Annotated in this window: 29 protein-coding genes; 26 read left to right on the plus strand and 3 right to left on the minus strand. The window is 67.6% G+C overall.

Translation table 11 applies throughout. The features are described 5' to 3' along the window. Nucleotides 1–15: 15 nt before the first annotated feature. From AB0I81_RS40120 to AB0I81_RS40130, 3 genes are all read right to left on the minus strand, one after another. On the minus strand, nt 16–165 hold the full coding sequence (locus AB0I81_RS40120; protein ID WP_360668507.1) for a hypothetical protein: 150 nt from the start codon (nt 163–165) through the stop codon (nt 16–18). Beyond that, nucleotides 162–428, minus strand: a complete 267-nt coding sequence (locus AB0I81_RS40125) for a hypothetical protein (protein ID WP_360668510.1) — start codon at nt 426–428, stop codon at nt 162–164. The genes AB0I81_RS40120 and AB0I81_RS40125 overlap by 4 nt, the downstream gene beginning before the upstream one ends. A gap of 81 nt (nt 429–509) precedes the next feature. Next, nucleotides 510–779 carry a hypothetical protein gene (locus AB0I81_RS40130; RefSeq protein ID WP_360668513.1) on the minus strand — a complete coding sequence of 90 codons (270 nt, stop codon included), beginning with the start codon at nt 777–779 and terminating at the stop codon, nt 510–512. A 73-nt stretch (nt 780–852) separates the two neighbouring features. Between AB0I81_RS40130 and AB0I81_RS40135 the strand changes: the two genes are divergently transcribed. The 26 genes from AB0I81_RS40135 (at nt 853) to AB0I81_RS40260 (ending at nt 19,940) form a co-directional block, all read left to right on the plus strand. Further along, nucleotides 853–1,398, plus strand: a complete 546-nt coding sequence (locus AB0I81_RS40135) for a helix-turn-helix domain-containing protein (protein WP_360668516.1) — start codon at nt 853–855, stop codon at nt 1,396–1,398. After that, entirely contained in the window at nt 1,385–2,674 is a 1,290-nt protein-coding gene (locus AB0I81_RS40140) for a PBSX family phage terminase large subunit (protein ID WP_360668519.1), read from the plus strand. Before AB0I81_RS40135 ends, AB0I81_RS40140 begins: the two co-directional genes overlap by 14 nt. Continuing rightward, nucleotides 2,671–3,177, plus strand: a complete 507-nt coding sequence (locus tag AB0I81_RS40145) for a hypothetical protein (RefSeq protein WP_360668522.1) — start codon at nt 2,671–2,673, stop codon at nt 3,175–3,177. The genes AB0I81_RS40140 and AB0I81_RS40145 overlap by 4 nt, the downstream gene beginning before the upstream one ends. Beyond that, a complete protein-coding gene (locus tag AB0I81_RS40150) occupies nt 3,174–3,461 on the plus strand; it encodes a hypothetical protein (protein WP_360668525.1) in 288 nt (95 codons plus the stop codon). The genes AB0I81_RS40145 and AB0I81_RS40150 overlap by 4 nt, the downstream gene beginning before the upstream one ends. A gap of 7 nt (nt 3,462–3,468) precedes the next feature. Beyond that, a complete protein-coding gene (locus tag AB0I81_RS40155; RefSeq protein ID WP_360668528.1) occupies nt 3,469–3,618 on the plus strand; it encodes a hypothetical protein in 150 nt (49 codons plus the stop codon). Then, nucleotides 3,615–3,896, plus strand: a complete 282-nt coding sequence (locus tag AB0I81_RS40160; protein ID WP_360668530.1) for a hypothetical protein — start codon at nt 3,615–3,617, stop codon at nt 3,894–3,896. Before AB0I81_RS40155 ends, AB0I81_RS40160 begins: the two co-directional genes overlap by 4 nt. A 13-nt stretch (nt 3,897–3,909) precedes the next feature. Continuing rightward, a complete protein-coding gene (locus tag AB0I81_RS40165; protein WP_360668533.1) occupies nt 3,910–5,538 on the plus strand; it encodes a phage portal protein in 1,629 nt (542 codons plus the stop codon). Nucleotides 5,539–5,568: 30 nt separating this feature from the next. Then, nucleotides 5,569–7,542 (plus strand): phage minor capsid protein, encoded by a 1,974-nt coding sequence (locus AB0I81_RS40170; protein ID WP_360668536.1) that lies wholly within the window; start codon nt 5,569–5,571, stop codon nt 7,540–7,542. Then, entirely contained in the window at nt 7,539–7,733 is a 195-nt protein-coding gene (locus tag AB0I81_RS40175; RefSeq protein ID WP_360668538.1) for a hypothetical protein, read from the plus strand. The genes AB0I81_RS40170 and AB0I81_RS40175 overlap by 4 nt, the downstream gene beginning before the upstream one ends. A gap of 257 nt (nt 7,734–7,990) precedes the next feature. Beyond that, nucleotides 7,991–8,662, plus strand: coding sequence for a hypothetical protein (locus tag AB0I81_RS40180; protein ID WP_360668541.1), 672 nt, complete (start codon nt 7,991–7,993; stop codon nt 8,660–8,662). 12 nt (nt 8,663–8,674) lie between these two features. Continuing rightward, on the plus strand, nt 8,675–9,733 hold the full coding sequence (locus tag AB0I81_RS40185; protein ID WP_360668543.1) for a major capsid protein: 1,059 nt from the start codon (nt 8,675–8,677) through the stop codon (nt 9,731–9,733). A gap of 2 nt (nt 9,734–9,735) precedes the next feature. Continuing rightward, nucleotides 9,736–10,041: a hypothetical protein gene (locus tag AB0I81_RS40190; RefSeq protein ID WP_360668546.1), complete on the plus strand. Its 306-nt coding sequence runs from the start codon at nt 9,736–9,738 to the stop codon at nt 10,039–10,041. Nucleotides 10,042–10,048: 7 nt separating this feature from the next. Further along, nucleotides 10,049–10,399 (plus strand): hypothetical protein, encoded by a 351-nt coding sequence (locus AB0I81_RS40195; RefSeq protein ID WP_360668548.1) that lies wholly within the window; start codon nt 10,049–10,051, stop codon nt 10,397–10,399. Nucleotides 10,400–10,415: 16 nt separating this feature from the next. Beyond that, nucleotides 10,416–10,823, plus strand: coding sequence for a hypothetical protein (locus AB0I81_RS40200; protein ID WP_360668551.1), 408 nt, complete (start codon nt 10,416–10,418; stop codon nt 10,821–10,823). Between the two features lie 26 nt (nt 10,824–10,849). Further along, complete coding sequence (locus tag AB0I81_RS40205) at nt 10,850–11,155, plus strand: hypothetical protein (RefSeq protein ID WP_360668554.1); 306 nt, start codon at nt 10,850–10,852, stop codon at nt 11,153–11,155. Nucleotides 11,156–11,174: 19 nt separating this feature from the next. Further along, entirely contained in the window at nt 11,175–11,525 is a 351-nt protein-coding gene (locus AB0I81_RS40210; RefSeq protein ID WP_360668557.1) for a hypothetical protein, read from the plus strand. After that, nucleotides 11,522–11,950, plus strand: a complete 429-nt coding sequence (locus AB0I81_RS40215; protein ID WP_360668560.1) for a minor capsid protein — start codon at nt 11,522–11,524, stop codon at nt 11,948–11,950. Before AB0I81_RS40210 ends, AB0I81_RS40215 begins: the two co-directional genes overlap by 4 nt. Before the next feature lie 10 nt (nt 11,951–11,960). Next, nucleotides 11,961–12,422 carry a hypothetical protein gene (locus tag AB0I81_RS40220; protein WP_360668563.1) on the plus strand — a complete coding sequence of 154 codons (462 nt, stop codon included), beginning with the start codon at nt 11,961–11,963 and terminating at the stop codon, nt 12,420–12,422. After that, entirely contained in the window at nt 12,419–12,853 is a 435-nt protein-coding gene (locus tag AB0I81_RS40225; RefSeq protein ID WP_360668566.1) for a hypothetical protein, read from the plus strand. Before AB0I81_RS40220 ends, AB0I81_RS40225 begins: the two co-directional genes overlap by 4 nt. Before the next feature lie 92 nt (nt 12,854–12,945). After that, on the plus strand, nt 12,946–13,074 hold the full coding sequence (locus AB0I81_RS40230) for a hypothetical protein (protein WP_360668569.1): 129 nt from the start codon (nt 12,946–12,948) through the stop codon (nt 13,072–13,074). 25 nt (nt 13,075–13,099) lie between these two features. After that, nucleotides 13,100–16,510: a phage tail tape measure protein gene (locus AB0I81_RS40235; protein ID WP_360668572.1), complete on the plus strand. Its 3,411-nt coding sequence runs from the start codon at nt 13,100–13,102 to the stop codon at nt 16,508–16,510. A 45-nt stretch (nt 16,511–16,555) separates the two neighbouring features. Next, the gene (locus tag AB0I81_RS40240) at nt 16,556–16,822 is read left to right on the plus strand and encodes a hypothetical protein (protein WP_360668575.1); all 267 of its coding nucleotides are present in this window, start codon (nt 16,556–16,558) and stop codon (nt 16,820–16,822) included. Beyond that, nucleotides 16,809–17,195, plus strand: a complete 387-nt coding sequence (locus AB0I81_RS40245) for a hypothetical protein (protein WP_360668578.1) — start codon at nt 16,809–16,811, stop codon at nt 17,193–17,195. Before AB0I81_RS40240 ends, AB0I81_RS40245 begins: the two co-directional genes overlap by 14 nt. Further along, nucleotides 17,195–17,641, plus strand: a complete 447-nt coding sequence (locus AB0I81_RS40250; RefSeq protein ID WP_360668581.1) for a hypothetical protein — start codon at nt 17,195–17,197, stop codon at nt 17,639–17,641. Before AB0I81_RS40245 ends, AB0I81_RS40250 begins: the two co-directional genes overlap by 1 nt. 10 nt (nt 17,642–17,651) lie before the next feature. Then, the gene (locus AB0I81_RS40255) at nt 17,652–18,146 is read left to right on the plus strand and encodes a hypothetical protein (protein ID WP_360668584.1); all 495 of its coding nucleotides are present in this window, start codon (nt 17,652–17,654) and stop codon (nt 18,144–18,146) included. Nucleotides 18,147–18,164: 18 nt separating this feature from the next. Next, entirely contained in the window at nt 18,165–19,940 is a 1,776-nt protein-coding gene (locus AB0I81_RS40260; protein ID WP_360668587.1) for a LamG-like jellyroll fold domain-containing protein, read from the plus strand. Nucleotides 19,941–19,943 lie beyond the last annotated feature (3 nt).

Below are 19,943 nucleotides of genomic sequence, written 5' to 3' on the forward strand. Positions count from 1 at the left end.
GGGGCAGGGGCTGTGTCACCTGGCCTTGGCCCGCTCGATCATGCGGGCCTTGATCTGCTCGGTCGTCGGCTCTGTCCACCGGTGCCAGCCTGCCGCCTCGGCCCACCTCGTGAAGTGGTCGCGCTCGGCCAGGCCGCACCAGCGGCAACCGCTCGGCGTGATCACGCCGCGTCGGGCTGGGCGAGCAGGATGACCGCGATCGCCACGTCGGCGGGGTCGGCGTCCGCCGGGTAGAGCGCTTCGGTGTTCGACTTCGACCAGGCGGCCCGCCGCTCCCCGTTGGGGCTCTCGACGATCGTGCACCACCGGTACTCGCGGAACGCGATGCGCGTGAACGTGCGTCCCTGGAACTCGACCTCGTAGACGGTGCTGCGGTTGTTCCGGACGGCGGTCGTGGTGACGGTCTGGCTGGTCTGGACGGGCGTCATTGCAGCTCCAAAGCTTGTTGGCTTATGCGACTAGGATATGCCCGTAGTGGTTACCTAGTCAATAAAGCCAACAAGCAAAAGCTACTCCCGCTGCTTGCGCGGCCGGCCCCCGCCGACGCCCGGACCGACGCGCCCCGCCGCCCACGCCTGCCACTCGCCGGCGCGCGACGGCAGCCACCCTGGCACCTCGCGCCCCTCGCGCACCACCACGTCCGGCTCCGGGCACGGGTGATCCGTGTCCGCGTACCGCTTCCGGTAGACCGCGACACTCGCCCCGGACACGCCGATCCACTCGCCCACGGTGGCCATTCCCACGTACACCTGGGGCCTCCTCTGCTGCTCGGCGGCCATGCGCGGCCACCTCCGAATCCATGTCTTGTATGCCAACAAGGTTATCAGGCGACCCGTCGAGAGGGGAGGGCCCATGACGACCCCCGTCTCAGACGACGAAATCGCGCAGATAAAGCGAATGAACGCCGACGGCCATTCTCTCCGAGACGTGGCCCGAACCCTCGGCCGTGCGCACTCGACCATCTCGCGCATCGGTGCCCGCGAGAACCTCACGTGGGCGCGCACCGGACACACCGCCGCCGCGACCGCCGCCGCCAGCGCCGACAACAAGGCCAGGAGAGTGGCCATCGTGAGCCGCCTCTACGGCCAGGCAGAGGCCCTCCTCGACCGACTCGACGCCGCCGAGTACGTGTTCACCACCACCACCGGCCAGGGCATCGAGACCATCACCCTCGACGAGGCGCCCGCCCAGGAAGTCAAGGCGCTCGTGCAGTCGATCAGCTCGGCCACCGCCTCGGCGGCCAAGCTCGAAGCGATCGACTCCGACCAGGGCGCCGAGGGCGCGCGGTCCATGCTCGCCGGCCTGGCCGACGGCCTACGCGCCATCGCGCAGCAGCTCCCCGACGACGAGGGCGCGGCCGACCAGGAGCCGGCCGAGGATGGCGATGCTCAGCCTTGACGCGGTCACGGCGGTCCTGTCTCCCAAGCAGATCAAGAGCATCGTCGGCTCGTTCGACGTTCCCCAGATCGCGCTGTGGTCGGGGGCGGTGTCGAGCGGCAAGACCATCGCCAGCCTGTTGGCGTTCCTGTTCGCCGTGGCCAAGGCCCCGGATACGGGCCTGATCGTCGTCGTGGGCAGGACGCTACAGACGATCGAGCGGAACCTCATCGACCCGCTACAGAGCGCTTCCCTGTTCGGGCCGCTGGCCGCCCAGGTGCACCACACGACCGGCAGCACGACGGCGACCATCCTGGGCCGCACGGTGCACCTCGTGGGCGCATCCGACAAGCTCGCCGAGGGTCGAATCCGAGGCGCGACCGTGGCGCTGGCGTACGTCGATGAGGCCACGCTCGTGCCGTACTCGTTCTGGATGATGCTCCTGTCGCGCTTGCGCGTGCCCGGGGCGAAGTTGCTGGCGACGACGAACCCCGACGGGCCGGCGCACTGGCTTCGGCGGGAGTTCATCCTCCGAGGCGCCGCCGTCGGCCTGCACACCTGGTCGTTCACGCTGGACGACAACCCCAGCCTGACGGCCGAGTACGTCGAGCGGCTGAAAACGCAGTACACGGGCCTGTGGTACCGCCGCTTCATTGAGGGCGGATGGGTGCTGGCCGAGGGCGCGGTGTACGACGCCTGGGATCCGTCGGTGCACGTCGTGGCCGAGCTGCCGCGCATTGACTCGTGGATCGCGACCGGCGTGGACTACGGCACGACGAACCCGTTCCACGCGGGCGTCCTGGGCCTGGGCGCGGATGGCTGTCTGTACCTGACGCATGAGTATCGGTACGACTCCAAGATCGGACGCAGGCAACTCACGGACCACGAGTACAGCGAGCGCCTGCGTGGGTGGCTCGCCTCGGCGATGGTGCCCGGTACCGATCTCACGGGGATCGCTCCCCGGTACACGGTGGTGGACCCGTCCGCCGCGTCGTTCCGTATCCAGCTCCACCAGGACGGCGTCCGGTCGGTGCTCGGCGACAACGAGGTGTTGCCCGGGATCAGGACCGTCGCGTCATTGCTCGCCACGCGGCGCCTGAAGGTGCACAAGTCCTGTACGGAGCTGATCGACGAATTCCCCGGCTACTCGTGGGATCCGAAGAAGGCCGAGCGCGGCGAGGACGCGCCGATCAAGGTGGCTGATCACGGCATGGACATGCTGCGGTACGCGACCCACACGACCCGCGCGACCTGGCAAACCCGCCTGATGAGAGCCCGATTGGAGACCGCAGCATGAGCCCGACTCCGGCCATTGGCCGCATCGTCCACTACGTGAGCCGTGGCAGCGCCGACGGCCAATACCCGAGCCTTTGCCGGGCGGCTTTCGTGACCCAGGTGGACACCTACCAGGACGGCCCCGACGCGGATGGCCAGCACATCGGACACGTTGGCCTGGCCGTGTTCAACCCGGAGGGCATCCACTTCAACCGCACTGCGCGCCAGGACGAGACCGAGCACCGCGGCGGTACGTGGCACTGGCCCGAGGGAAGCCCCGCCGCCGCGCAGGCCGGCCCGGTGGACCTACCCGCGCTCGCTGCGGGGGTCCGGAAGGTCCACGAGATTCAAGGACGGGCTGGCAACTGGGACTACGACGCGTACCAGCGTGGCCTATACAACGGGCTTGAGTTGGCCGTGTCGATCCTCGACGGGGACCGCAAGCCGGACTACCGGGACGCGCCGCCCGAGGGCTACCGCAGCGAGCGCGCGAGCAGCCCACCGGCCTCGGTCGCGACGCCATGATGGCCACCGTCTATGTGGTGATCGGCGACCCCGACGGACGCCTGAGCGCGTCGGGGTTCGCCGAGTACGCCGAGGTCGTCGCGCGCACCATCGCTGAGCACGCCGAGCGGCTGCACGGCCAGTGGCGGTCCGACCCCGCTGACGCCCTGCCGTCCGCGTGCATCGCGTTCCGCGTGGCCGAGGCCGCCGTCGCCCGGCTCAAGCAGGCGCTCGCCACCGTGCGCAGCCACTACGGGCAGCGCTCGATTGCCTGGGCCGAGGCCGCAACCACCTACTTCCTGTGAGGCCCAAGTGACCGCTGACGAGGCGATCGACAACGCCGCCCGCGTGCTCCGGCACGCCGAGGGCGAGACGAACCACACCACGATGGAGCGGCTCGAACACCTCGCGGACACCTGGCTTGTCATGGCTGGCATGCTGCTCGATCGCGAGCGAGCGTGATCACGCGCTGGCGTACGCGCCCCGAGCCGCGTGACGTCGAGGCGGTCGAGTGGCTCGGCTACACCGAGGATGTACGGCCCTTGTTCGGTGAGGCGCTCGTCGAGGTGACCGCCGACCGGCGCCTGTTCGTGCCCACTCTGCGGGGCGGCCGGTTCGCCCAGCTTGGGGATTGGATCGTGCGCGACGCCGCCGGCGAACTCAGCGTGTGGCAGGAGCCAGGCTTTCACGCCTATCACGAGCCGCTGCAGGACACGCGCCCTGACCTGATGTCCCTCTGACCTGGGAGACTCCATGCCGTTGCCCGACGGCGGCGGCGCGTGGCCGCCCCCGCAGCTTGCCCCCGTGCTGGACAAGATGGCCGAATGGTCGGCCTGGTACTCAGGCGACGCCAACCAGTTGAGCGTGTACTACGGCGGCGAGAACGCCGACAGCTTCGACTCCGTCTCGCGCGCCCGCATCATCAACCACCCGAGCCAGTACCGCGGCGGCGTCGTCGGACGGCTCGCACGGTGGTGGTGGGGCCAACCCACACCGGCCGGCGACCGCCGCGCCAAGATCCATCTCCCGATCGCGGGTGACATCGCTGCCGTGTCGTCGAGGCTCCTGTTCTCCGAGCCGCCGACGCTCACCGTTGAGGACCACGCCCCTACTCAGGAGTGGCTCGACGAGCTGACGGCCGAGACCAGTTTCCGCGCTGATCTCCTGGAGGCGGCCGAGGTGTGCGCCGCTCTGGGCGGTGTGTACCTGCGCACCTGCTGGGATCGGGAGATACGCCCCGAGGGGCCATGGCTGTCCGCCGTGCACGCGGACGCCGCGATCCCGGAGTGGCGATGGAACGAGCTGCGCGCCGTCACGTTCTGGCACGTGATCGCCGACGACGGCAAGAAGGTCATCCGCCACCTGGAGCGGCACGAGCCCGGCGCCATCATCCACGGCCTGTACGAGGGCGACGCCGACAAGCTCGGCCGCAAGATCCCGCTCACGGACATGCCGGAGACGGCCCCAATCGCGGAGTCACTGACCGACGGCGACCTGATCGAGACGGACCTCAAGACACTGACTGTCGGCTACGTTCCGAACATCAAGCCCAACCGGGTATGGCGGGCCCTGCCCGCGGCGGCCAACCTCGGTCGCTCCGACCTCTCCGGCGTGGAGCAGTTCCTCGACGCGATCGACGAAGTGTACGCAAGCCTGATGCGGGACATCCGCATCGGTAAGGGGCGCCTCGTCGTTCCGTCCAGCTACGTCGAGAACCTGGGGCCTGGCCAGGGCGGAGCGTTCGTCGATCGCGAGGTGTACGAGGCCGTCGAGACTCTCGGCGGAACCGACAAGTTGGAGATCGGAGCCCATCAATTCGAGATCCGCGTTGCTGAGCACCTGACCGCCATCGAGCACCTGCAAAACCGGATTGTCGGCATGGCTGGCTACTCGGCGCAGACGTTCGGCGACACCGGCGACGTTGCGGTGACGGCCACAGAGGTCAAGGCCCGCGAACGCAAGTCCAACACCACCCGAGATCAGAAGACGGGTTACTGGGGGCCGTTCCTCGGTGCCCGGATCGAGAACCTCGCCGAGGCCACGCGCGTGCACTTCGAACGGACGGACATCGAGCCGCAACGGCCTCGCGTCCAGTTCGGCGACACGGTCAGCGAGGACATGCTGACTCTGGCGCAGACCGCCGCCGCGCTCCGGCAGGCCGAAGCCGCCTCGACGAAGATCCTCGTGGCCATGGTCCATGCGGACTGGGATGAGACGCAGGTTGACGAGGAGGTCGAGCGGATTCAGAAGGAGCGCGGCTCTGTCGTCTCCGACCCGCTCGCGATCCGGCCTGAGGGTGCCACGATTCAGCCTGGCGACCCCGATGAGGAGGGCCAGGACGAGCCCGCCGACGAGGAACCCGTCGAGGACGACGCCGCGTAGCGGCCGAGTGGGGCGCGGGGCGGTGGTCGCGTGGCCATCGATGAGGACCAACTCGACCGGATCAGCGCGACCGTGGCTGACCTGTTCCGGTCGGTCGAGTCAGCCGTCAACCGGGCGCTGGCCGCGCGGTTGCGTGATGGGCTCGCCGCTGATCCGCTGAGGGACAAGGCCGACGCGCTCGCCAAGCTGCGCCGCTCGACGCTGGCGATTCAGGCCGCGATGCAGGAGCGCAGCGCGCCGGCCATTCGGCAGGCCATCGCGGACGCCTACGCGGCGGGGCGCGGTGGCGCGCTGACCGATCTGCCCGAGCAGTGGTTCCCGAGGTCGGGCATCGGGCAGGATGCCGCGGCGGCGGCCGAGACGGTGCCGAACGTGGCCACCGTGGAGCGGCTCGCAGGCGCGCTCCACGCGGACATGGGGCACGTCTCCAGGAACGTGTTGCGCAACGTGCTCGACGCGTACCGGGCGGTTCAGACCGAGTCTGCGGCCCGCATCGCAAGCGGGGCGTTCACTCGCAGGCAGGCTGCTCAGGCGGTGTGGCAGCGCCTGATGGACAAGGGCATAACGTCGTTCACAGACAGCCGTGGCCGTCGCTGGTCGCTCTCGGCGTACGCGGAGATGATGACCCGCACGAACGTGAAGCGGGCGGCCGTCGAGGCCCACAACGCGAGGCTTGCCGAGGTCGGGCTTGACCTGATCTACGTGCAGAACGTGACGCAGGAGTGCCGCCTGTGCCGCCCGTACGAGGGCAAGGTGCTGTCCATCGGTGCGGGCGCGCGAGCAGGCGAGGTGCAGGTTGAGCACTCGACGCGCGACGGCGAGATGGTCACGGTCACCGTGGTCGCCACGCTGAACGAGGCGCGTGAGAAGGGCTTGCATCACCCGAACTGCCGCCACTCCATCAGCGCGTACTTGCCTGGGGTGACCAAGCTGCCTACCAGCACGGAGGACCCTGAGGGGAACAAGGCTCGGGAGCGGCAGCGCGCCATCGAGCGGGCGATCCGGAAGTACAAGGAGCGCGCGGAAACGGCCTTGACCCCTGAGGCCAAGAAGGACGCTGAGCAGCGCGTACGCGACTGGCAGGGCGTCATGCGTGACCACCTCAAGGCCAACCCCAAGCTCAAGAGGCTGCCGTACAGGGAGCGGCCCGGAGCGGGCAACATCCCCACGCGCCGCGGCCCCGAGGGCGGCGCGGTCGGCGACCAAACGCCCGCACGTCAGCTCGACATCACCGGCGCGGAGCGACCGCTCCCGACGTCACGGCCTGCACCTGAGCCCGAGCCCGCACGCGAGGCGCCCGCCGCCCCGCGCGTGCCCGGACAGCTCGGCCTCGACGACATCAAGCCCGAACCCAAGCGCGGGCGACTGAGCGACGAGCAGTACCGCGCCCTCGGCGATGAGGACCTCGCCGAGCGGTTCAACCGTGCGCTCGCCGACGGCGACGAGGCCGAGATCGAGCGCGCTGCGGTCGAGATGGCCCGCCGCGACGGCGCCGGCCAGGACGAGCAGCCCGCCCAGGAGGGTGGTTCGTGGGGGACGTTCAACGACGAGCGCACCCCCGACGAGCAGCGCGTTGACGACCTGGTCTCGCAGGGCTGGGACTACGTCGAGGCGTACGCCGACGTGCACGGCCTCGACCCCGAGGCCCTGCGCCGCGAGGAACGCCGCGCCGCGCTCGATTCCGAGCGTCAGTCGGGAGAAACTCTTGATCAAACGGTTGCTCGTCTGTACCGTGACTGGGTGCACACGCAGTGGCTCCAGGCTGAGGCCGCGACGAACGGGTTCCTCCTGAACAAGGAGGGCGAGCGGGCAGGAATTGACCCGCTGAGCCTGTTCTCTGGCCCCACCTCGCGAGCCCGCCGGTACGCCTCGGAGGAACTCAGGCGCTGGTGGAACTCCAACCAGCGGATGACCCTCACGGAGTTCCGGGCGCAGGTGCTCGACCGCGAGTCCGACCGGCGCGCGGCCCGGACGACGCAGGAGATGGGAGGCGCGGGCATATGAGCCTGACTGAGGCGCAGACACGCGCCGCCCAGACCGCCGCCCGGTTCGCCGCGCGTCGCCGTGCGCCGATGACGAGCTGTCCGTACACCGGCCGGCCGGATGACGCGTCTCGCGCGCTTGCGCAGGTGTGGGTACGCGCCTACCTGGCCGAGCGTCCGCCCGCCGCTGATGCGGTGGACCTGACCGGCTGACCGTTTCTTTTCAACGCCCCGTCGATGTGATCGGCGGGGCGTTCGCATTTCCACCCCCGCGCGCCTGTGCGCCCTCGTGCGCCCCTTTCGCGCGCCGTTGAGGCATCTGTGCCGCCCGCGCCCCGTGGGGCCGGTGTGGCGACACTGGAGCGTTCCCGCCTGCGGTTGAGCGCCAACCCCTGATCTTCCCGCCCGCAACGGGCGGGCCTTGCCCGCAACGGGCGAACACCCATCCATCCCGAAACGGGAGTATCCGCATGACCTCTCCTGGCAGCACGATGCCCGACGACTCCACCGCGCAGGACGACGGGACCGCAACGGACCCGCACGCCGACGACAAGCCCGACACCGACGCCCCCGCCGACGGCCTGGACAAAGCCGACGACGGCAAGCCGGACGACGGCAAGGGCAAGAGCGACGACCTGGAGTTCTGGAAGAAGAAGGCGCGCGAGCAGGAGAGCCGCGCCAAGCAGAACAAGCGGGACGCCGACAAGGCCGCCGCTGACGCCAAGGGGCTGCTCGACAAGATCGCTGAGGCGATCGGTGTCAAGGCCAAGAACGAGGACCCCAAGGCGGTCGTCGAGACGCTGACGACCAAGCTCAGCACGACTGAGGGCGACCTCCGTTCGGCCCGCGTCGAGCTGGCCGTGTACCGCGCTGCGGGCAAGGCGGGCGGTGACGCTGACGCGCTGCTCGACAGCCGCGGCTTCCTCAAGGCGCTCGACGCCCTCGACCCCGCCGACGACGGGTTCGCCACCGCCGTCAAGGACGCGATCAAGGACGCCGTCAAGGCCAACCCCAAGCTCGCCGCGGCCGAGGCCAAGCCCAAGGTGCCCCGCAGCGGCGGCGACATCCCCGGCGCCCCCGGTGGCGGCTCCAAGAAGCCCGCCGGCGGCCTGGCCGGGGCCATCGGCAATCACTACAACTGATAGGAGGGCCCCGTGCCCGTTACTCTGGCGCAGGCGCAGGTCAACGCCCGCAACGACATTGACCACGAGGTGATCGACAACCTCAGGCGGTACTCGTGGCTCGGCGACCAGATCGTCTGGGACGACACGGTCACCCCGGGCACCAACGGCGCGTCCCTGGTGTACGGCTACACCCTGCTCAAGACGGCCAGGGCGGGTGCGTTCCGAGCGATCAACTCGGAGTACACGCCCGGCGTGGCCGAGCGCGAGCAGAAGACGGTCAGTCTCAAGCCCCTCGGCGGCGCGTTTGAGGTTGACCGGGTGCTCGACGGCCTCGGCCCGGCGCAGACCGCCGAGGTTGCGTTCCAGATGCAGCAGATGCTCGTCGGGACCATGGTCAAGCTTCAGGACGCGATCATCAACGGTGACTCCGCCGTTGAGACGAACGGGTTCGACGGCCTGGACAAGCTCCTCGTCGGCTCGACGACCGAGTACGTTCCCGCGGACGCGACGAAGTACGTTGACTGGACCGTCGCCACGGTGGACAGCCAGGTCAAGGCCAACCAGAGGCTCGACATGGTGGACGAGTGGCTGTCCAGCATCGTGCCGAGCAAGACCGGCTCTGGTGACCTCGGCGCCCCCGGCGCGCTGCCGCCCGGCGTCAAGGCCATCATCGGCAACACCAAGAGCATCGCGCGTCTGCGGGCGCTCGCCCGGTGGGCGTCGATCTACACCAGCGAGAAGGACTCGCTTGGTCGGCAGATCGAGCGGTACGGAGACTGGGTTCTCATCGACGCCGGCGACAACGCTCTCGGGACCGGCCCGATCATCCCGATCGAGACCCGTGACCCGGACGGCGCCGGTTCCGGCACCAACATCACCGGCCTAACCGACCTGTTCGCGGTCACGTTCGGCCTGGACTCGTTCCACGGCGCGACCATGGCGGGCAGGCCGTTCGTTCGGTCATGGCTGCCGGACTTCTCCACGGCGGGTGCCGTCAAGACCGGGGAGATCGAGGTCGGTCCCGGCGCGGTCGTGCTCCGCAACACCAAGTCGTGCGGCGTCCTGCGAAACGTGAAGGTGGCGGCCTGACCATGCGCTTCTACAAGATCACCGCCCCGTCGGCGGACTACAGCGGCACCGTGGGCGGCGTCGGCTTCCACAAGGGCGTTGCCCGGGTGGCTGAGGACGAGGCCGGTACGGCGCTCGACTACTTCCGGCGCAAGGGCTACAGCGTCGAGGTCGTCGAGGAGACCCCCGCCAAGGCCGAGGCCAAGGCGGGGGGAGAGGGGTCCGAGCAGACTCCGGAGATCGAGGGCCAGGGCGAGGGCAACGACCCCAAGCCCAAGCCGGAGGAGCCCAAGGCACCCGCCAAGCCAGCGGCCAAGGCCGCCCGGTAGGCCCCGGATGGCTCGCACTGCTCTGACGCCGGCCATCGTGGGCGCGGCTGGGCTCAACCTGGCGGACACCGCCGTCGCTGCGCAGCTCACGGACGGGAATTCGTTCCCGTGGGCGCCGCGCAGGCACGCGTGGGTGTCCAACGGGGATGACGCCGTTCTCACGGTGACGGTCCCCACCCCGGGGACGGTCGGCCCGCTTGCGCTGCCGATCGGGGATGCCACTTTCGCCGTGCCTGCTGGTGAGGCTCTCCTGCTGCCTGTGCTGGGCCAGGAGTGCCGCCAGTCGGACGGGACCGTCCACCTCAACTACACCGGAACCACGCCGACCAGCGTGACGGTCGCCGTGGTGGACACCTGACAGGGGGTGTGTCCCCTTGTCTCGCGTCTACGCCACCGAGGCCGACCTGACCGACTGGCTCGATCCTGACCCGGTGCCGTCGGGGGCGGCCCGGATGCTGGCCCGCGCGTCACGGCTGATCGACAACCGGCTGCTCAAGACGGCTGTCTACAGCACCGACGCCGACGGCTACCCCACTGACCAGGACAAGCGCGACGCCCTCCGTGACTGCGCGTGTGCCCTGGTCGAGTGGTGGGAGGCCGGCGACGACGACGGCACCGGCGCGGGCGGCAACCTGACCAGCGTCAGCGCGGGGAGCATCAGCTACTCGCGCGGCGCGGCCCCGGGCGGCGGCATGGCCGACACCCGCATATCGCGTGAGGCGGTTGAGATCCTTTCCGGCGCCGGGTTCAGCCTGCATGGCGTCGGTACCTGGGACTCGTGATGGCTCGTGGGCGCATCCCAGGGTGGATGCTCACGCAGCTTGGCCAGGACATCGAGATAGAGCCGTACCTCGGTAGCGGCTCGTTCGGTGACGTTTGGGGGCCGGCGGCCCCGGTGCGGGCCTTGGTCGATGAACGGCGGCGGCGCGTCCGCTCGGCGTCCGGGACCGAGGTCATCAGCGAGGCCACCATCCGTGTCCAGCTCACCGTGACCTGCCCGGTCGGGTCTCGGGTGACCTTGCCGGACGGCCGCACGGCAATCGCGATCACCAACGCTCGCCATGACGGCGGGCGGCTGCGGGTGCCGTCGCATCTCGAAGTTGCCCTTACCTGACCTGGAGGGAGGTGGGGGCGTGCCGAAGTCTGCCCGGCTGAAGCTCAACATCAAGGCCATCACAGCCAAAGAGAAGGACGGCGCTGTGAAGGGCCTGCGCATCGCTCTGGAGCACCTGCTCGGCGAGTCCCGGAAGATCGTTCCCCTTGAGGAGTCCACCCTCTCGGACTCCGGGGTGCCGTCGATCGACGAGAAGAATCTCAAGGGTGCCGTCTCGTACGACACCCCTTACGCCGTGCGTCAGCACGAGGACATGACCCTCAAGCACGACGAGGGCCGGTCGGCCAAGTATCTGGAGGGGCCGCTCCGCGAGGAGCGCGACACCATGCTTGAGCTGGTCGCGGCGCAGATCCGGCGGTCCCTCCGGTGACGCTGCTTGAGGAGTTCTGCGCGTTGCTCGACGAGCTCGGCGCGGGCTCGTACGACGCCCAGGGCCTGCCCGGCGGCGACATCTTCCACACGGTCTTGCCGCCTGCCCCGGACGTGGCCATGGCTGTTGCTCTGTACGGCGGCGGCGAGTCCGACGCCGCGCTCGGCTGGGACGAGCCGTCGATCCAGGTCCGCGTACGCGGCACCTCGACGGACGCTCGTGTCGCTGAGCAGCGCGCCCAGGCCGTGTACGACCTCGTGCACGGCCTGGGCGACCGCTACCTCACCCCGGGCGGGACGTGGCTGCAACTCGCCATCGGCGTCAACGGCGGCCCTGTCTACATCAGCACCGACGGCAACGGCCGGCACGAGTACACCTGCAACTTCCGCGTGGACCTTGACCGGCCCACGCCCAACCGCCTTTGAGGAGGCGAATATGGCTCAGCGGCGCATCAACGCGCGCGACATCATCATTGAGGTCGAGGCCAGCACTCCGGACACGTGGCTGCCGATCGAGAAGCTGACGACCGCCACCGTCAATCCGGCCGAGTCGGAGGAGACCGTCGAGACCACCGATTTCGAGTCGGACGGCGCGGCCGAGGTCGAGATTATGCAGCGTGGCGCCAGCATGGAGCTGGAGGGTCAGGCGCTGCAGGATTCCGACACTGGCGCGCTCCCGGTCGGGCGTGCCCGCGTGGAGGAGATGGCGGGTGAGGACAAGGTGGCGTTTGACAGCCTTGGCCGCATCCGCTTCCGCTATCCGACCTCGCCGAACTGGCGCATCTGGACCTGCACTTTCAGCCTGGGTGAGGCTGGCGGCGGCAACAACGACAAGGTTTCGTGGGGCGCCACGATCGTCAAGAGCGGCAAGACCACCACGGCGGCGGTGACTCCGTGAGCGAGCAGCACGAGATTGACGAGACCCCAGACGACGAGCAGGCCGACGAGTTCGCGTCCTGGGATGCGTTCTGGGATGAGGCCACGCGCAAGGAGGCCGAGGCTCTCGGCCAGGCGCGGACTGTGGTCATCCGCGGCGTCAGGGTCAGGGTTCCGCAGGACATCCCGATGTCGTTCGAGTTCAAAGCCAAGAAGGTTAAGAACTCCGACAGCGACAAGGATTTCGCTGCGCTGCTCGCTTCCCTGTTCGGCACTGACGTGCTGACCAAGTGGGTTGCCGCGGGCATGGGCGGCAGGGAGTTCCGCACGGTCCTGCACTGGGGTCTCAGCCACGGCAAGGGCCAGCCGCTGACGTTCCAGGAGGCGTACGACTTTGTCATGACGCGCGAGCAGGACGAAGAGGCTGAGGGCGAGGACGAGGGAAAAGCCTGACCCCAGATGATCGGCGGATACGCCGCTACTGGGGCGCGATCGAGGCTGATTTCCACCGCGAGTACGGCCTACTCCCCAAGGACATCGCGGCCTTGACATGGCGCGCGTTCTGGGTCCGGCTGATCCACCTGTCGCCGAACTCCATCTACCGCCGTATCACCGCGAACCTGCCGATCGAGCTTTCCGGCGAGCATGCGGCGGCGTTCATCGACACCATCTGACACACACGAGGGGTGGTGATCTCTCGTGGCAGGACTCACCGTTGGTGAGCTGGTCGGCTTTATCGATCTCCAGGACGAGGGTTTCGCGTCCGAGCTGAACAAGGCCGGCACGGCGCTGGACAAGTTGCAGTCCACGACCAGCAGCAAGACCGCAGCCATGGAGTCCACCGTCTCTCGCAGCATGGCGGACATCGAGCGGGCCCTGTCCGATGGCCTCGACCCCACCGAGGCCATCGCGGATCTCGACAAGTTGGAGGCGGAGCTCGACGCCGCGTTCGCCGCGATCGTGGAGGATGCCGACAAGTTCGCCGCCGAGCTTGAGGCCGAGGTCGATGCAGCGTTCGCGAGCATGGACGACGACGCCCGCGAGTCGGGGCGGCGGGCTGGCCGGGAGCTGGTTGACGGCCTTGAGGCGGGGCTGGAGGGGGCCGAGCGTACGGCGCATGACGCTGGCCGGGACGCCGGGCGCCGGTTCAGCGATGGCGTCGAGGACGGCACCGGCGGCGGCGGGGGTGGTGGCGGCGGCGGGATGGCCGGCGTCGGTGCTGGCCTGATCGGAGGGCTGAAGGCCGGCGCGATCGGCGTGGCCGCGGCGGCTGGTGCCGCGATCGGCGGCGCGATCGTGGACGGCATCAAGACCTCCCTCGAACGGGAGAATCTGTTTGCTGAGTTGGCCGTGAAGGTCGGTGCTTTCGGTGCGGAGTCGGAGCGGCTCGGCAAGATCGCGGGCGATCTGTACGCGGACGCGTACGGGGAGAGCTTGGGTGAGGTCACTGCCGCTCTGGCCCGAGTGATCCAGGACATCGACGGGGCTGGCAAGCTCGGCGATGACGCGCTGAAGGACATGACCGCTCAGGCCATGACGGTCGGTCGGACCATGGATGAGGACGTGGGCGCTGTCACGCGCGCCGTGTCTCAGATCATGCGGAACGATCTCGCGCCCAGCGCTGAGGATGCGTTCGACGTCCTTGTGCGTGGCCAGCAGGAGGGCGTGAACAAGTCGGGTGACCTGCTCGACACCTTCAACGAGTACAGCACCATTTTTCGTGATCTCGGCCTGAATGCTGAGGACGCGCTCGGGCTGATGGCGCAGGGCCTGAAGGCCGGTGCCCGCGACTCGGACACCGTGGCCGATGGCCTGAAAGAGTTGGACATCAGGGTCAAGGACCTCAGCGCCAAGGGCGCGCTCAAGTCCTTGGGCCTCGACGCGCAGCAGATGGCCGACGCGTTCGCCAAGGGCGGCCCTAAGGCCAGGGAAGCGCTCGGGCAGATCCTTGAGCGGCTCAGCGCGGTCAAAGACCCCGCCGAGCGGTCGAGGCTGGCCGTCGAGCTGTTCGGGACCAAAGCCGAGGACATGGCGGGCGCGCTGAACGCCCTGAATCTGGACAGCGCCAAGACAGCCGTCGGCGGATTCGAGAACGCCGTTGCGACGGCTGGAAAGACCCTCGGCGACACAGCGAAAGCGGACGCTGATCGGTGGGGGCGTAGCTGGGAAGACATGTGGGCGGGCCTCGGCGAACACGCCATGTTCGTTATCCAGGACATGTTTCCGTCTCCCGCTGAACTGGAGGCGGGTTGGAACGAGCTTTCCACCTGGTTTTCCACCACCGTAGGGCCGACTTTCTCTGAAGGCTGGACGGCGGTCAAGGACAAAACGGTAGAAATCTGGAACGGCATAGGCGAATGGCTGTCCACTAAAACAACCGAGATAGCCGATTGGATCGGCCAGACGCCCGCCAAGGTCGGCGAATTCTTCTCCACCGGATGGGAGAGCGTGAAAACGCTGACCTCCGAGAAATGGGAAGGCATCAAGTCGGCGGCCACCGACAAAGCGAATGCCGCCGTGGAATGGCTGCAAGGCGTCCCGGGTACGGTGGCTGGGTTCTTCTCGTCCGGCTGGGAGAACCTGAAGAGCGATACGTCTAGCAAGTGGGAGGGCATCAAGTCTGCGGCCACCGACAAAGCGACCGAGCTTATTACGTGGCTGAAGGGCGTTCCCGGCAAGATCAAGGCCGAATTTTCCGCAGCGGGCACGTGGTTGCTCCAGGCTGGCAAAGACGTGATCGATGGCCTCATAAATGGCGTGAAATCCAAAGTCTCGGACGCGGTCAGCGCGGTCAAGGGTGTCGGCCAGAGCGTAATCAACGCCGCCCAGAGTGTGTTCGATACGCACTCGCCGAGCGAAATCTTTGACGGTATCGGCCAGATGGTGACGACCGGCCTGGCCAATGGAATCGCCGCCGTCAAGGGCGCGGCCACAGCGGCGGTCAGTACCGTCGCATCCCAGGTGATCGGCACGGCCAAGACCGCGACCGGCACGGGGACCGGCGCGGGGCCTGGCGGTCAGCCCTCGACGGTCATGCACGAGATCGGGAAGCTGACTGTGCAGGGCCTGATCAAGGGCCTCACTGCGGAGGGCGGCCGGGCCACTGAGACGGTCAAGACGCTGGTCTCGCAGATCAAGAGCGCTTTCAAGTCTCAGCCTGATGTGGCGGACGGGCTGTTGGAGTTCGTCAAGGGCGGTAACGCGTCCCTCGAAGTTCTGGCGGCCGAGCGCGAGGCCCTCGTGTCCCAGCTTGGCGCCGCCAAGGAAGCGGCCAAGACCATTGCTGGCGATGCCAAGGAATGGGCCAGCATCATGGGCCTGAATCTCCAGGAGGGTGCGGGCGTTGATGACGTCATCAATGGCCTCAAGAATCGCGTTCAGGCGCTGAAGGATTTCGCGGCGAACGTGACCGCTCTCGCCAAGAGCGGCCTAAACAAAGAGACCCTCCGGCAGATCATCCAGGCCGGTCCCGAGGCTGGGGCCAGCATGGCGGAAATGCTGGTCGGCGCGGACGGCTCCGAAATCAAGGCGATCAATAAGGCTCAGACGCAGATCAATAAGGTCGCTACGCAGGTCGGAAAAGCCGGTGCTGATGCGATGTATGACACCGGGAAAAAGGCAGGCGACGGCTACCTTAAGGGCCTTGAAGAGAGTTTGAAAAAAACCGATGCGCTGATGACGAAAATCGTTAAGGCGCTGGTGACCGCAGTGAAACGTGAATTGAAAATCAAGTCGCCGTCCGTCGTCATGGCTGAGATCGGCCAGTACACGATGCAGGGACTCTCCCAGGGCATGCAATCGATGCTGTCCAGCGTCGTCGCTACCGCCCAGGGAATCATCAGCAAAGCCGTCGCTGCGGCCAGGAAAGCGGCGGGTTCGGCTGCTGCCAGCGCTGGCGGCGGCGGGTCAACCGGTGGCTCGGGATCCATGATCGCAGGCGATTACGGGTCGGGCGGTTACGTGACGGTGGCGCCGATGTACGGCGTTGATGCGCCGTCGTCGTCGAGCAGCGGCGTCACGGTCAATATCGCCGAGGCGACCGTCCGCGAAGAGGCGGATTTCGCGAAGCTCGGCGCGCAGTTCGGGTTCGAGTACACCGCGCACGCCTGACGCCGGCCTCACCTTCCCCCACAACAGACAGGAGGTGATCCCGGCATGCCCTGGGATCCCAATGGCGCCGAGACCTTCGGCGCGTACATGCGCGGCAAGAGCCTCCAGGTGCACGGTGGCCGGTCCGCGCCGCAGCGGCGTGAGTTCCGCGACGAGTCCGACCGGCGCCGGCGCGAGGTGACCGAGATCACGGAGAGCGGCGCGGTCACGACCGTCACCAACAGGACCGACGAGCGCGGGGGCGCCCACCAGGACGTGCACGTCCGCGCTCCCGTCGTGCGGATGAAGGCGGCGATCCATGAGCCGGCTTAAGAGGAGGCAGGAGACCGAGCTCGCGATGGCGTGCTTCCCGATCGATGACGCGATGGTCGCCGCGAAGAACACGCACGCTGAGGAGGGCTCGGAGGAGTCGCGGGCCGCGAAGCGTGACGCGATGAAGACCACGCACCAGACGCGGGCGTGGTTGCGGGCGGCCGATGACCTGCAGAGGTTGCCGGGTGTTATCGCCTCTCTGGAGCAGAAGGTGGCCAGCGCGCGGCACGCCCAGGATGACCAGGCCGCCGAGCGGGTCGCGAAGTTGGAGCGGCTGTTGGCGGCCGAGGTCGCTCGCTTGGCCCGAATCCAGCGTGATTTCGGGCCGCTCGTGCAGTCCATGCAGGAGCTGGCGGCGGGGGGTGAGAGCTGATGTCGTGGTCCGGTAGCGGCGTCATGGCGCAGACCCATGTCGATAAATGGGAAAACGAGCTGGCGCTTGACCTCGGCTCTGAGAGTCAGTGGAAGGCCGCTTTTTTCGGGTCGTCGGTCACGCCGAATTTCACGACGGATACCGCGTACAACGCGAATACCTGGCTGCTCGCCAACGAGAGCGCGGGTGTCGGATATACCGCTGGTGGCCTCGCGATCGTCTCGACCACCATTGTTGCCTCTTCCGGGAACATGGTGTGGGACTTCGACAATTTGCAGCTCGACGACAGCACGATTGTCGCTGAGGGCTATCTGGCGTACGCGCCGAGCGTCAGTAACAGGGCTCTGCTCGCGGTCTGGTTTGGGGCGCCCAAGGAGACGCAGGACGGCACTTTCTTGGTGACATTGGATCCTGCGGGCGCCGCCGTTCTGGATTGCACGCCGTAAGGGGGTTGCGTTGCCTTTCAAGGACAAGCTGTATCCGGATGAGGCGTCGGTTCTCGCCTCCAATATCGCGGTTCTCAAGAAGTTCCCTGGCTCGGTGTCTCCGGCGTCATGGCTGGCTTTCAACGATTCCGCGACTCGGGATGCGTTCTGGTCTCTGTCCGCCACTGATTACACGTCGGGGAACGTCACAGTCACGATTTTGTGGGGGGCCGACACTGCCACCAGCGGGACGGTTCGTTGGCAGGCTGCTATTGCCGCTGTCACTCCGGAAACGGACGCCACGGATCCGTCTGCCAAGAGCTACGGAACGGCTGTGACCGTGGACGATGCCCACTTGGGGACCACAGCCAGGCGACTGATGCGCGCCACTCTGACCCTGTCGGGCAGCAGTCTCGATTCACTGGCTCAGGGTGATGAGGTGTGGCTCAAAATCTCCAGGGTCGGCGGCAATGTGGCGGACAACCTTTCCGGGGATGCTTGGCTAAACAAAGTCCTCGTCTCCTAGTAGAAGGGAGGCGAACCTGTGGCGGTACGGTTCTCTGCCGACAACCAGCATTACACGCGCACCGGCCTTGCTTGGGGCGCTACGACGCAGTTCACGGTCACTTTTTGGGGCAAGATATCCGTAGATCGGAATGACTGGTCTACGTTCTGGGAATTGGATAATTCCACCAATCCAGAATATTTCCTGGTTCAGGCGAGCCAGGGCGGGACGATGCTAACCGTCCTGAATACCACTGGCGAGTTTCCCAATGAGCTGCAAGAACTCGCCCTAAACACCTGGTATTACATTGCGGTAGCGGTCAGCGGCACCACATGCACGACCATCGTGCGGGCCGCGAACTCGGCAACCTTCACCCAATATGCGCCTACTCTTACGCCCGGCGTGTTCACGCCGGACACGCTCCTCATAGGCAGATCCACCTTCTCTGGCGGCGAGTGGCTCAATGGCGCGATGGCGGCCGTCAAGGTTTACCAAGCTACGCTTTCTGTCGCCGAAATGGAAGCTGAGTCGTATACATATCAGCCCAGGCGAACCAACAATCTGGCGGCCTGGTACCCATTCACAGTCGCCGAGCCCACCGACTACAGCGGCGGCGGGCTGACCCTCAGTGGCGGCGCAGGCGTCCTGACCGAGGAGGGGCCGCCCATCGCGTGGCGGGCGCAGAGGTTCCGGCGGAACGCTGGCACGGACACAGCAGCAACCCCCGCCCCGATCCTGGCATCATGGTCGCTTCCGGCCCCAGCCATCGCGGCCGGCGCTGGTGTCGAGCCAGCTCCGATCGTCGCGCCGTGGAGCCTTCCCACCCCGGACGTGTCCACCACTGGTTCGCCGCCGACGCAGGTGTTTCCGGCTCCGATCATCGCGCCGTGGAGCCTGCCGACGCCGTCCGTCAGGGTGGACGTCACTGTCCGGCCGGAGCCAATCATGATCGGCTGGACGTTCCCAAGCCCTGAGGTCGGTGTGCCGGTCGTTCCCGGTGCCGACCTCGACGGCCCGGGGCAGCTCAGCCTCAATGGTTTCAAGATGGGCGGCGGCACCCCGTACCACCTCGTGGGCGAGCTGGTCGGCGCCGACATCGACATGCCCGCGGTTGATGAGGGCGACGTCCTCAACCCCTCGTCGGACGGCGCCCAGTCCGGGACGCCGCTCCCGCAGCCCCGCTACATCACCGCGAATTTCAACATCTCGGTTCCGAGAACGGATATCCGCGCGGTGATGGAGGAATGGCGCGACGGCACCCCGCTGGCGGACGCCGACGAGGAGGTCTCTCTCGCCCTTCAGGTGCTGGACCGCATTTACATCACCAGGGGCAAGGTGATCCGCCGGACGGCGAAGATCGACAAGAACTATCGGTTGGGTCTGGCGCGGGCCACTCTGCAGATCAAGTGCAGCGATCCCCGTCTCTATAGCCAGGAGTTGGGCAACGCGGCCATCGCCGATGGCCAAACCGTCGCCGTCACCAACCTCGGCAACAGGCGCACGCGCCCGCTGGTGAGGATCCCAGGCCCCGCGGTGACCCCACGCTTGGAGGTGTTCCGCACCCTCGCTGACGGCACCGAGGACCTGAGGGTCCTGGAGTTTGACATCACTGTCGGCAGCGGCGAACTGCTGATCGTGGACATCGAGAACGCGGCGGCCGAGGTCGGCGGCGAGTCCGTCGAGTCCGACCTGACCGGCGCGAGCATCGGCCTCCCGGACTGGGTGCTGGGGCGCGGCCTGTCCGAGATCAGCTATGAGACGGAGACCGGGACCGCGCCGCCGATCATCGCGTTCTGGCGGCATGCATGGCTCTGACGG

The organism is Nonomuraea sp. NPDC050404 (assembly GCF_040655495.1).
Taxonomy (GTDB): domain Bacteria; phylum Actinomycetota; class Actinomycetes; order Streptosporangiales; family Streptosporangiaceae; genus Nonomuraea.